Below are 13,328 nucleotides of genomic sequence, written 5' to 3'. Positions count from 1 at the left end.
CCGTCTCCTGGAACAGATAAGTTGGCCCATGCTCAAGGTTTCCCTTTGTTTGCTCTCCGCGATCTTCGCGCTTTCGCTGGCGAATTCCACTTCGGCGGAATTCAGCGAGCGACGCAGCATCTTCGTCGATCGGTATGATTTTAACTACTCCGGCAACATCAGCACGATGACCAACCAGATTAATGGCATGATGCAGAGTGCGGCCGACGAGGGGTTCACAGATATCGTGTGGCAGGTGCGCGGGCGCGGCGATGCCCTGTACAACAGTAACTTCGAGCCTGCGATCAGCAATCTCACTCCAGGATTTGATCCGTTGCAAACAGCGCTCGACGCGGCGCATTCGCGAGGTCTCAAGGTGCACGCTTGGTTCAATTCGACAACGCTTTGGAATACAAACAATCTGAACCCGCCCAGTGGCCACATCTTCAACAATACGAATCCCAGCTTCCGCCTCGAAGAGTTGAGCGGCAATTTAGAACCGCAGGACGGCTGGGGTAGCTACTCGAGCGTGAATCCTATCCTCCCGGAGGTTCACACTCACATCAACAACGTAGTGAACGACGTTGCCGCGAACTATGCGGTCGATGGCATCCATCTCGACTACATCCGTTACATTCCCGGCACGTCGGATTTCGATCGCCTGCCGCACGATACGCTCTCGCACACGATGTTTAATTCGGCCACGGGATTAGACGGATCGAATCCCTCCAACGCTGCGGCTTACGAGAATTACATCGCGAGCCGGATTACTGATTTAGTGGGCTCCGTTGGGCAAACGGTCGATGCTGCGGAGACGAGCACTGGCAGAGCTATGGAGTTCTCAGCCAGCGTTTGGCGCGACCCCGATGTCGCGGTGAACGACTATATGCAAGATTATCGCACGTGGTTGGAGAACGATCTGCTCGACATTGTGATGCCCATGATTTATCTGAGTGCGAGTAATGACGGAACCTATTTCAATGACAATCTACTGAATACGATGCGCACGTCGACAGATTCACGTGTGATGCCAACCTTCGCTACCTATTTGCACGCGGCGAGCGGCGGAGGTGGGGCAGCGCTAACACGAAGCCAAATCGAACGGGCTTACTTCATGGGCGCCGATGGAGTGGGTTTTTATGATTTCCCGACTTACTTCGACACCAATAGCAACCCTGCCTACAACAATGCCGAGCGGGAGTCGATACGCGACTTGTTCAACGAGATCGCCAATGCTAGTTCCACGGGTAGCTCCATCGACAACTTCGATGCCGATGAAGGACACTTCAACTCCTCGCCTACGCTCTCTGGCTCGAACCAGGGAATTAACGGCGCTACCGCCCAGCGGGTTACAACCGAGGCTCAAGCCGGTGATGGCTCACAAGAATTGGTCATCGATGGCAGCAACGGTGGCTGGTTTCTGCGTCACTTGTCCGGCGGAGGCTCAGTAGCCGCAAATCAAGAGTTCGCGTCCACGGGCTCCATCGGGTTCTGGCTGAAGACTGAAGACGAAGGCCTTACCGTGCAAATCGCCTTAGACGATCCCAACTCAGCGGATCGAGGTTTCTTACAGCCTGTGCAGGCCGATGGCGAGTGGCACCTGTACCAGTGGAATCTCGAAGATGACCGTCAATGGGAGGCATGGGCCTCGGAAGAGGGCAGCATCACGGGCTCGACCGTTACGATTGACTCGATTCAATTCTTCGGTGCAGGGGATGCCACGATCTACCTGGATTCCGTGTCGCATAACCCGGATGGCTACCTAGCAGGGTTAACAGCGGCGGGCCCAGGGGACTTTGACGCCGATGGCGACATCGATGCCGACGACCTGGCCCAATGGCAAGGCGACTACGGCGTGAACGGCCTCTCGGATGCAGACAACGATGACGATTCGGACGGACTAGACTTCCTCACCTGGCAACAGAACTACGCTCCCGCGTCCAGTTCAGCCGCTGCGAACACAGTTCCTGAGCCGAGTACGCTGGCGCTGCTGATTGGGCTCACGCTCATGCCTCGCTGTCGCCGGTCGAAATTCAATCATTGATTTGATTTCTTACTCAGAAGTTCTTCAACGCCAACGATTAAATAGTCGCGTGCAACAAGCTCTTCGATCAAGCCGCTGAGCTTAGAATAGACTTTGTCTTTGCGAATAGTGCCTAGGTGCAACAAGAGTAGATGCCCGTTGAGTCCCGACTCAGAACTCTGTTCGTGTTGTAGAATATCTTGGATGATCTCTTCGGCTGGCACGAAAGCCTTATGCCCCTCAGGTGCATAGTCACGATTGGAACCTGTGCCGGAGGTAAAATTAATCATCTGGCAGCCAAGTTCTTTGGCCCATGCGGTGTGCTCCGAGTTGTGCCACTCGTAGGGAGGCACAAAATAAATGGGCTTGCTTCGGCTGGCACCCAACTCGTCAAGCTCGGCCAGGTTGCGATACAAGTCGGCTTGGAATCGTTCCCGCGAAACCAAAGATTTCTCGCGATCTTCCCAGGGAGCATAGAGCAGGTGGCCGTCGGAATGGGGTCCGACATAGTGGCCAGCTTCCACGGCCTGCCTTGTCCACTGACGCATATTGGGAGCATCAAGTGCTTTGCCCGTCAGAAAAAAAGCAGCGGGGACCTTGTGCTCGGACAGCGCATTGAGAACCGATCCTGCTCCGTCGACATGCTCGTCAGCAGTAAACAAGAGAGCTAACTTCTTTTCAGTGAGGGACGCTCTACGGATCGCGCCTGCATCGATTTCAAAATCTGCGGAGGGGTTGGGTACCCGACGGCTTGCAACTTGCCTGATCGTGTCGGGTGCGACGCCAAAATGGGCCATCATAAAGATAGCATCGGCCGTGCCGTCCATCGTCGGCTCATTGGTCGAGTAGTCGCCGATGTCGTCGTGATAGACGACATGTTTGTTCTGGAATTCGGCGAATTCGTCTTCGCTTTCAAGATGCAAACCTAGCAGGCTCTCGTAAACCTTGGTGTAGACTGGGCCATCGACGAGCCCCCCTGCTACTGCGCGGCCAGTGAGTTTCCAGATCGCGGTGTGTACATCTTCGGGGTATTCGCCATCGTGTGGGATCTCCGTGAACATGGTGGTACCCCAAGGATTGCGGCCAAAGATCCAATCTCGCTGAGCCAGCATGTGGTCGTGATATTGCAGGTCTCCTGTCATCCGCTCGTAAAGCAAAATCTGCGTGATCAGCGCCACTGTCAGGTTGTTGGAACACCAAATGAATGGAACTCCAACACCGAACGCATTCTTCTTGGCTCGAGCAATCGTGGCTTCAATCCCATTGCGATAGTAGCCTGTCAACTCTTGCTGCAACTCCGTGTCGACATGCGGATACAAAGCAAAGTGGCCTACATTCACGAATGGGTAGTATTGGTAGTGGCCGGCGGTTTCCAGAGGCATCCAAGAGGTGTCTTTCGCAAGGCGAGCATAGCGGATCGCGTCGGTTAGATACGACTCTTCGCCAGTAGCGTCGTACAGCGCAGCGGCAGCCCACTCCATGTCATCGGCCCATGTTGTCTCGGCGTAGCGATAGGGCGCCTTGTAGGAGTTGCCTTGCTGGACGCCTTCTTTCGCTTTTCCCATGGCATAGAATTCTCGAGCCTCCTGAAGACATTGCTCGGCAAAAGTCGGGTCGTCTAGATCTTGCTTCCAGACTTGGTGGGCCATTGCCATGGAGGCTGCACATCGACCAGCGAGGTTCGCGAGGCCCGTGGACTCGCTCTTGAACTCTCGCAAGCCTTGAGGCTTGCCATCGGCACCATAAACAACCCGATAGCTGTTAGCGCCCCAACCGTAGTCGGAGGTATCCCTGTCAGGCATCTTCCACTCGTTGTGATCGCGGTCGTCGGCAACTTGGTGATAGAGCTCATCAGGACCAGGATGCAGTTTGAACAGCCAATCTAAGCCCCAGCGAGCTTCGTCGAGCACATCGGGTATGTTGTTGGGTAAGGAATGCCCGAGCCGATCGGTGCGATCATCAAACTTGTCCGGTTCGAGTTTGTACGCCAGCAACATACGTGCTGTGGCATTGCTTCCAGTGAGCAAATATTTCAGTTGATCGCCCGCGTCGTGCCATCCTCCGCTGGCATCGACAAAAGTTCCAGCCGGCTTGGGTCCAAAAGCAGTTCTACCATCTCGCTTGTGACAGACCATGTCCAGTACAGGGTTGTAGCCGCACCGCTGTTGTCGCATGAACCGCATCAAGTCTTCAACGTAGTCTCCGTAGGCATCATCACCGATGGTAATGGAGCGTGAAGTATCACCCGAATTGTCTATTCTCAAGCGATAGCGCCCGGGCGTTGAAAACTTACTGAAGTCGAGTTGATAGTGATGCTCGAAAGTCCCCCAGCTTGGTGCTTCCGAGGGAGCAATTCGCCCTGAAAACACCACCTTGCCGGAGGGCACCTCCAGCAATGAAAACTTTCCTTCAACCGGCTCGTGGGAAAAGGCAATCGCAACTTTATTGTCCGCCAAGTGATATCCCACTTGATTAGCGCGCACATGAACGGTGCCTTCGGCCCTGAGCAAGCAGGGGTTTGCGGTTCCCCAGAACAGGGTGGCAAAGATTACGTATTGGAGGCGGTGGAGATTATAAAATTGGGTCATCGCTTTCCTCTTAGGGTGAAACCGTACCATGGTACAGAATCCGTCACAGCAACCGCAGACCTTACCGGCTTCGACAAGAATTTACGTCGAAATACGCCCCCCGATATGCAACCCGGTGAATTGGCCCGGTTTTGGGAGCTGTATCTATTGGCCAAGTCGGGCACTCCCTACGCACGAAGAGAATTTCAAGAAACGAGCCGGGGATAGAGGTCAGGAAGCTATGTAGGTTTCTATCTGCTCGACAAGGTCATAATCGTTGTCAATTACTCCAATGCGGAGGAGCGGCTCGCTGAAGCGAGAACCATTATTCGCCAGATTGCCAAGCAGCGAGTCTTTGACCTACTTTACCAAACACTAAGAAGCACAGCTCCTCGTTGTCTTGTGGCCTGTTGCGAATCCCGAGGAAGCCAGCAATCTGCCGCTTTTGTCTGGTTACAGTACGAAAAACAATCTTGCCGAGAAGCAGGGCTCACTGATTGCAGCCCCAATAAAGCTTGCCTTTTCGAGTGACTACGAGGAAAATTGTGTTAACCGGTAGTACTAGTCTTCGGATTTGCCGCCTGCGGTCCTCCGAGCCGTGGCCCGACCCCAAAACGCGTCATAGAAACGAGGCTCCCAATTGGACGACTATAAGCCAAACGACTTGGAGACAGGCGGCCGTTTCTGGCAACTCTACCAAGAAACCTCAAAGAGCGTCGCGAACAATCCACGCCACTCGCCCGACTGCTCTAGCGGCTGGCGGTGGCACTTAGAAAACGTCTGGGGAGCTGACACGGCAAAGTACTCGTGGATTGAGTACCTGTTCCATGAAGCGGTCGAGCTTCGCAAGAGCCTTCCCAAAGTTCTTCAGACAGAAGAGGAGTTTGAACGGGAAGAACGCTGGCAGTGCATCATGCAGGAGTTTGGCGACCAGCTTGAATCGGTGGAGACGGACGAGCAGCGGCTGTTCGTCATGCAAAATCTACCATTCAATCGCTCTAAGTGAGTCGATTGACCATCGAATCGTTATTGTCGCAAGACCTGATTCTACTAACTGTGGTTCAAACCGTCGGGCGGGAACATCGCCAGCACTAGGCTAGCTGCCCTACTTGACAGCGGTTTGGACAATCTCTGTCACTTGGCGGGTGATTTCTAATGTCGCCAATCTGCCTCGGCGTTTCTCGCCGAACGCACATCGCCAAAACTACAGACCCTCGAAGAGGCTTTCGTTCTGGCCAGACGCACAAAGCCGAGATACGGGCGATGCTATAAGGACTGGTACTCCGACGCGGGTTAGCTTCAGTCCGTTCCTGGCGTCGGCTGTGCACGCCGCCGCACCTAAACTCGGCGTCTTCGGGAGCCAAAAAGTAGTCCAGCAAGACCAGCCAACAGCAGTGACGAAGGTTCCGGGACGCTTGAGGTAATATCCGCAATCCAAGCACGGTTTTCGAAGAGGCTCGTATACCCAGTGATCCCCCCGCAGAAACAAAGGACTTAATGAAAAGTAAGTGCCATTCGCGTACCAGTCCGACGCATTATGTGGAGAATCCGAATCTACGTCGGCATCATTGACCGGCGCACCTTAACTCCCCTCGGCGTCTCACGCTCGTGCGACTTAGCGTTGCTCCGTTTTAGCGGCTGGTGTGGGTAGCGATGTACTTTGCGACGTGCGGTTCGAGCCGTCGGCCGTTGTCACCGACTGCAAGTAGCCGTTCGTGGAATACGAGCCGATTGGCACCAAGCTGCCACTACCAGAAGCAGTAGTCCACTCATGGGCTCAGGCACTTGAATCGCGCTTAGTGGTGCTCCGGTGCCGTAACCACCTTGCCATGCAGTGAGACCCTCCTCCGTTGCAAGCTCTTTCTGCCAGATGAGGAAGTCAGCTCCATCAATGTCGAAGTCTAGGTCATAGTCACCCGCTAACGTTTCCACAAAGGTGAAGCTATCCAGATCAAAACCGTCTCCGCCCATATTGAGACGAATCACCGATGTGCTGTCATTCGCAATCGTTACATCATTTAGGGAAAACGTTTGGAAGTTGTTCCAACTTCCCGTCGAGGAGATGTCGGTCGTACCGTAGCTGATCCCGTCAATCACGAGCTCGACTTCACCGCCTGCCGCTTGGTTGGATGAAGCAAGGAAATCAACGCGATAGTTTCCCGCGTCAAGATCCGTCGTATACTCGAGCCACTCACCATCGTCTATAAAGCCAACTTTGTAGTTGCCTGCGTTGAGCTCGACGAGATCGACGTCGGTATTGCGGTTCCCAGCGCCGTCGCCAAAACTGTTCCCGCTACTTGTATCACTGTAGGCAAAATTGTCGCCACCAACGTCGAACGCCTCCGCTTCGATCACCCCTGGGATCTGATGGGCCATGAAAGGCGCTTGCACTTCAGCGAAGTAGTACGGGTCTTGGGGCTGAGACAAATTGAAATCGAAATCGCACTGGTCCCCGTAGCACCTGACATTGCCACACGATCCCAGTAGATCCTGGCAGTTGTCCTCAGAGGTGATGTCGTAACCCGTCATGTTGGTAACGTTGTTCATATGGATGCCATGGTCAGCGTTACCTTCAACGATCAATCCTTCGAAGTAGACGTTTTCCAAAGAGCTCATACGCAGCCCGTGTCCAGAAGGACTCTCGCGAAAGCCTGCATCTGAATCTGTTTGGATCATTGTCACATTGCGGACACGCAGAAGGTAGAGATTGTGAAATAAGTCTGTCGGAAACCAACCGTTATCGTACATATTCAGATCGAACGTCGTGAGGTTGTTCGATCCCTTGATGTGAATGCCCGTGCCACCGAACTGGCTGACTTCAAGGTTAGCGACTGTGATATTATGGTGTCGTAGGGAACTGGCAACCGCGGGGTCCCCGGGGCCATTGAAGAAGATTGCCATGTGGTCGCTGCGGTCGCGGTCATTCGGGTCGCTTGTGTCAACGGTGCCTAACATCCGAAAATCGGAAAAACCAATATTCACCAAGGCGGTGTTCCCGTCGTCGACAATCATTGGCTCATTGATTGAATCTGCTACCGACGGGGCCCAAGTGATCACCGTATCCGTGCCCTGTCCGATCAAGTTGACGTTACTCTTGGGAATGATCGATTGGGTGAGGAAGTAGGTCTTGTCCTCAAGGATCACGCTGCCACCGCCAGCCGCTGACATTGCATCCATGCAACTTTGAATGGAACCCGAGCAATAGACACTTTGGGCTTGGACAGCACCACAAAAGAGCAGCGTTGCGACAATCGTAATGAGCTGCGATAGCACAACTCGATAGCTAACCGGTGCTGCAAACATCAAGGGACTACCTGAAACTAAAGGACGTCTGAGAAGGCCGCACGCATACACTTTGGGCTGTGCGTGGTCTTGCTGTCCTATTCTAGCAGCCCGTTGAAAGGGGGGCCATTTAAAACGGGGGGTTTCTGTAACAGGCGGGCGATGGCGGCGAAGGCATGTCCACCCAGGGTGAATCGGTTACTTGTTGTCCTCTACTGGACAAGCCGGACAGTGGCAAGCGATCCCCCGTCAGCCCGCTATCGGAAAGCCGGCTGACGAACACCGACCTGCCGTCGGTTGCATCACCCGACGGCGAAACCGCGGGCCGCTAAACTGCGGAGAGCAAGAGACCGGCGCATCTTAACTCCCCTCGGCGTTTCACGCGAATGGCACTTACTTTTCTTTAAGTCCTTTCACCCCAACTCCTAAGCATCGCTATCGCAGCAGTGCTTTCTTTAGTCCTTGCTGAACTGACGTCGTCAAAAAAAGCCTCGCTTGCTCAGATGGTTTTGTCAAAGAACCCATCACCAGCAAGGAGGCCTTACGATGTGTCTTTCTAATCCAGTATGCATTCGTCGACAAGTCCGATTTCTGCAGCGACAGTTTCTGCAAGAAGGCGGTTTACCTTTCACGAATATTTTGTCGATGGAGCACATTTCACAGGCACTGACAGACGCGGAAGTGACCTGGAAAGACCGCGTCTACCCGCCGCTGGTTACCCTCTGGGTCTTCCTGAGCCAAGTGCTCAGCCAAGACCATTCGTGCCGAGGGGCCGTTGCTCGACTCATCGCTCATCGACTTGCTCACGGACAGAGCGAATGCTCGGCTCTTACCGGCAGCTACTGCCGAGCCCGAAGGCGTTTGCCTGAAAGGTTCTTCTCAGCGGTGGCTTGCCAGGTTGGCCGCGTATTAGATTCTCAGGTGGATCCGAAGTGGCTTTGGAAGGGACGCCGCGTTTATATGTTCGATGGGACGACGGTCACCATGGCAGATACGCCAGCGAACCAACAGGCCTATCCGCAGATTCCAACCCAGAGGGCTGGCTTAGGATCTCCGATCGCCAGGGTTGGAGCAATCCTTTCTCTTTCTTGTGGGTCAATTGTTGGTCTGGGGGTATGCCGTTACGCCGGCAAGGGACAGGGCGAAGTCAGTTTGCTCCGCAAGCTCTGGGATATCCTGTCGCCCGGAGACATTCTGCTAGGTGATCGGCTGATGGCCAATTGGGCCAACATCGCGATGCTCCAGCAACGTGGTCTCGATCTCGTTAGCCGGCTCAACAAAGCCAACCGTAAAGCCGACTTTCGCAAAGGAGAACGACTGGGCAAAGACGATCATATCGTTCGCTGGAAAAAGCCTTCTTCCATTCGAGCGGTGGATCGGGCGACCTATCAGTCGCTTCCTGACTTCATCACCGTGCGAGAGACGCGCATTCACGTTCTAACACGAGGCTTTAGGACGAAGAGTATTATCGTCGTCACAACTTTACTTGACCCCGAGCAAACCACCAAACCAGATCTGGCTTTTATCTACCGCCAGAGGTGGAATAATGAGCTCGATCTGAGGTCTATCAAATCGACGATGCAAATGCACGACTTGCGTTGCAAAACTCCGGAACTCGTTCGTAAAGAGATCTGGACGCATGTGCTGGCCTACAATCTCATCCGGACAGTCATGGCTCAAGCGGCAAGTGAGCACGACATTCAGCCGAGAACAATCAGCTTCAAAGGAGCCATGCAGACTCTGGAGGCGTTTCAACCGGTCATTGAATTCATGGTTGGACGCAATGCAGAATTGCGCCAGGAACTCTACGACCAGCTACTGCAGTGCATTGCCAGCCATCGAGTTGCTGATCGACCCGATCGATTCGAACCCCGAAAAAGAAAACGGCGATTCAAGCTCTACGACTTCCTCGACAAACCAAGGAACGAGGCCAAACTCGATATGCTCAAAGGAGTTAAAGAAAAGTAAGTGCCATTCGCGTTTCACGCCGACGCGTCGTAGCAATCTGCCTTTCAGCCTCTGGATTGACAGCCTTAAGGGAGTTCGGAGTAACCTGAAACTGACATCGAACGCTCAAATTTTATTGTACAATAAGCGGATGGCAGACAACGATAACGGTTCAATTGAGCCATCCAATCCGCAGGTTAGTCTTAAAGGACTCCTGTTGTTGGTAACTGGCATTTGCGTGCTGCTTGCCTTGGCTACAGCCTTTCTTCCCAGGCTGCTTGGACCGGATACCAGGAGCATTCTCTTAATTGTTGCGTTCGTATGCTACCCATTCGCAATGGGTATCTCGGCTGAGTTTATTTGCAGACGGGTAGCACGCAGCTATCTGTTTTGCCGGAGACTCGCAATTGCATTGGGTGTGATAGGCCTAGTCCCAGCAGTCCTTCTGAACTACCCGAGGCCAAGAGTCTATATGGTGGCTCCTATAGCTGGTCTCGTACTGGTCCTTTGCTTTGCTGCTACAGGGGCGTTCATTGGTTCACTGGTCGACCTGAGGAATCGCTACAATTCAGATTGAAACGTAAGAAGCTTTGAATGCCTAAATTCCCTCAAATTCATCGGCTGACGCTAGCTTCCTAGCCTGCGTCAAAGTTTCACGCTGACGCGTCGTAGCTTCACTCCATTTCTTCGGTCGGTCGATGTGCCCTACTAAAAATATCCAACTCCATTCACTCAATCCGAGTCGTCTAGACTATGAGGCCGGTCTGTTGCAATGCTCTCTTAAGCGGTGTTCTCGCCACAGACGAAGGCGATAGCCAAGCATGCATGCCAACGTCATTGCTACTGCAAATGCAAGAATCTTCGCCAATAGTTCTGCTTCGGACTCCAGCCCGTATACTATTCGCATTCCTGTTCGGCCATCAATGAAGATAGGCCGAGCGAGAAAGATACCGCAGGTAAAACCATAGCAAATTGCAAAAGACAGGTTTACTGCGTACCAGTAGGTAGCAATGGGTATTGGCAGCATGCAAACGTAGTAAGGCCAGGCCACTCCACCTGGTGGTGTAGCGTTTTGAAAACCAGCTGATAGAAATAGAGCAAGAAGCGAGGGCGGAATTAGGTAGCACAAGGCTTTAAGGACGCTCCACAAATTAGAGCCAAGTTGTTCCTTATCTGCGGTCAATGCCAAGCTTGCGAACGGAATTGCGACTATCAATGCGACAGCTTCATTAGAACGAAGCAGTGCGAGCGGAACGGTGAACATTGCCACCGCTAAGAATAGACGGAGTAGGGAGAATTGGAATCTCATGTGCCGGAACCTGTGCGTGTAACAGGCTGGTTCTAGTCAGAAACTGAGTCACCCGACTGCCAATACAGCCTACCACGAAAACGCGTCAGATTCATCGGCTGACGCGTCGAAGATTCACTCCGAACGCAGGCTAGCTGCCACCTAGAAGGCGTTATTCATGGCGACGTAGTAACTCGATTTCCATATTTCCCCTCCGCAACTTGAGTACGTCAGGAAGAGGGACTGGAGCAGCCCACACTTCATAGGGAGGCCCATCGCGTTGAGACCAAACTGACCGATAGAGCATTCCTTCAGGTTCAATTATTTTGACTCTAGGCTCTTCACCGTGATGGGGACCTTTCAGTCGAACGACTATTTGCTCCTCACCCGACTCATTGTCTATCTCGCACCAAGTTTCAAGAACACTATAGTCGCCAAGCTCACTATCCCTGGGGACGGCATACTTTGCTCTAAGTACGCCTCGTTTGAGTGAGTGGTCAATCGAAACAGAGGTTTGATAATCTGGGTTGCAACCTACCAAAGCGACAATCGCGACCGATTGGAAAGTCGCCAAGAGGGCCATATTCGCGGCTGCCCAAATACGAGCTGAGCGGTCACTGTGCAACAAAAACAAGAGATGAGAATGCATGAAATTATCGTAGCACGAAAACGCGTTGATATCTATGAAAGAGTCTTGAAGGCTTGAAAAGAAGAAGCGGTTCTCCTATCGCTTAGGGATGCTGTTCAACACTTCCCACTACCACGGGAGAACCACGATTATGTTGTACCTTGGAATCGACCAACATGCACGTCGGCTTACGATTTCACTGCGTAACGACGAGGGCGACGTAGTGCTCGCTCGACAGGTTTCGACGCAGCCGGAGAAGATCAACGAATTCTTTGAACGGCTCACCCGCGAGCGACTGGGTGGCGACGAATCGTTCGTCGCTACTTGGGAAGTGTGCGGCTTCAACGATTGGTTGATCAAGATGCTCCGCGACTATCGCTGCCACAAGGTGATTCTGATCCAACCGGAAGAACGAAAAAAGCTGAAGACGGACCGGCGAGACGCCGCAGCTCTGAGCGAACTGCTCTGGGTCAACCGCGATCGCCTGCTGGCAGGCAAGCCGGTCCGTGGGCTCCGGCAGGTCGATATCTCTTCCACCAGCGATCAAGAAAACCGACGACTGACCACACTCCGCAAAGACGCCGGTCGAGCACGAACACGCATCATCAACATGATCAAACACATGCTCAGGCGTCACAATCTGCAATGGGAGCTGCCAACCAAGACGTTCCCCACCCAAGCGGCCATTGCCTGGCTGAAGAAGTTGGTCTTGCCCGAGATCGATCAGTTGGAAATGAATCACCTACTCATCGATTTAGAACACGCTCAGCAGCGCATGCGTGAATTGGAAGAGAAGCTCGCCCAGCGGTGCGGCCTGAGCGAAGCAGCTACGTTGCTCGTCTCCATGCCAGGCATTGGCTACTACAGTGGCACTGCCTTAGCGTGCCGGGTTGGCCGAGTGGAACGTTTCCCTCGCTCCCGAAGTCTGGCCAACTATTGGGGGCTTACTCCAGGCTGTCGCAATAGTGGTGAGAAGAGCCAACGTTTGGGCAGTATCACCAAAGCGGGCAGCGGCATGGCCCGCTGGTTACTAGCGCAAGTGGCTCACCAGGCCTTGAAGAAGGACAAGAAGTTGCGGGAGTGGTACAAGCGAATCAAACGCCGACGAGGCAGCAGCATCGCCCGCGTGGCGGTGATGCGCAAGCTAGCCACGCTCATCTGGCATATGCTGACCAAGAAGAAAACGTATGCTGAGTGTCGAGCATTCGCTACCGACTGAGTAGTCGCTGAGGCGACGAAAACGAATAGAAACAATCACTTTCACCCAGGAGACCCCTGAGCACGATTCGGCAAAGGTTGTTCGATCCGAGTTGCCTACGGCAACTCGAGATCCCTCTCGCTAGAGCCAACTCGAATAAACCCGTGGATGCGGTGACATGAGCATGGCTCATGTCGGCCCGCACGTTGCGTTGAATGGAGTGGCCTTGCGGCGAGGAATTCGCACTAGATAATTCAGCGTCTGCCACAACCGGGCAGAGCCACTTACGGTGAACGTGAGCGGTAAACACGCGAAGGAATGTGTTGGGAGCAATCGCCTTTGAAAAGAACGATCGCAACTTTCCGTAGCGGCAACGACGACCAAGCCAAATCAAATTAAGCAATTACTCACAAGAA

The 13,328-nt window shown here is 53.4% G+C and carries 7 protein-coding genes; 4 read left to right on the top strand and 3 right to left on the bottom strand.

Annotated elements, in window-relative coordinates; all coding sequences use genetic code 11:
- Positions 1-28: 28 nt before the first annotated feature.
- Positions 29-2,023: a glycoside hydrolase family 10 protein gene (locus tag HG15A2_RS07420; RefSeq protein ID WP_218932389.1), complete on the top strand. Its 1,995-nt coding sequence runs from the start codon at positions 29-31 to the stop codon at positions 2,021-2,023.
- On the opposite strand, the gene HG15A2_RS07415 is transcribed toward HG15A2_RS07420, so the two are convergent.
- Positions 2,017-4,590, bottom strand: a complete 2,574-nt coding sequence (locus HG15A2_RS07415) for a glycoside hydrolase family 9 protein (protein ID WP_218932388.1) — start codon at positions 4,588-4,590, stop codon at positions 2,017-2,019. The genes HG15A2_RS07420 and HG15A2_RS07415 overlap by 7 nt on opposite strands.
- Positions 4,591-5,209: 619 nt before the next feature.
- On the opposite strand from HG15A2_RS07415, the gene HG15A2_RS07410 reads away from it, so the two are divergent.
- Entirely contained in the window at positions 5,210-5,575 is a 366-nt protein-coding gene (locus HG15A2_RS07410) for a hypothetical protein (RefSeq protein WP_145059302.1), read from the top strand.
- Between the two features lie 332 nt (positions 5,576-5,907).
- Here the strand turns inward: HG15A2_RS07410 and HG15A2_RS25075 are convergent, their stop codons facing one another.
- Together HG15A2_RS25075 and HG15A2_RS07400 are read right to left on the bottom strand one after the other, a co-directional pair.
- Entirely contained in the window at positions 5,908-5,994 is an 87-nt protein-coding gene (locus tag HG15A2_RS25075; RefSeq protein WP_391483920.1) for a PEP-CTERM sorting domain-containing protein, read from the bottom strand.
- 267 nt (positions 5,995-6,261) lie between these two features.
- Positions 6,262-7,872, bottom strand: a complete 1,611-nt coding sequence (locus tag HG15A2_RS07400; protein ID WP_145059300.1) for a carbohydrate-binding protein — start codon at positions 7,870-7,872, stop codon at positions 6,262-6,264.
- Positions 7,873-8,397: 525 nt separating this feature from the next.
- Between HG15A2_RS07400 and HG15A2_RS07395 the strand changes: the two genes are divergently transcribed.
- Positions 8,398-9,819 (top strand): IS4 family transposase, encoded by a 1,422-nt coding sequence (locus HG15A2_RS07395; protein ID WP_145059298.1) that lies wholly within the window; start codon positions 8,398-8,400, stop codon positions 9,817-9,819.
- Positions 9,820-11,865: 2,046 nt separating this feature from the next.
- On the top strand, positions 11,866-12,933 hold the full coding sequence (locus HG15A2_RS07390) for an IS110 family RNA-guided transposase (RefSeq protein ID WP_145059296.1): 1,068 nt from the start codon (positions 11,866-11,868) through the stop codon (positions 12,931-12,933).
- Positions 12,934-13,328: the final 395 nt, after the last annotated feature.

The organism is Adhaeretor mobilis, from assembly GCF_007741515.1.
GTDB lineage: Bacteria > Planctomycetota > Planctomycetia > Pirellulales > Lacipirellulaceae > Adhaeretor > Adhaeretor mobilis.
Note: the sequence above shows the minus strand (reverse complement) of the source record. Positions and strands in the feature narration are given on the sequence as shown.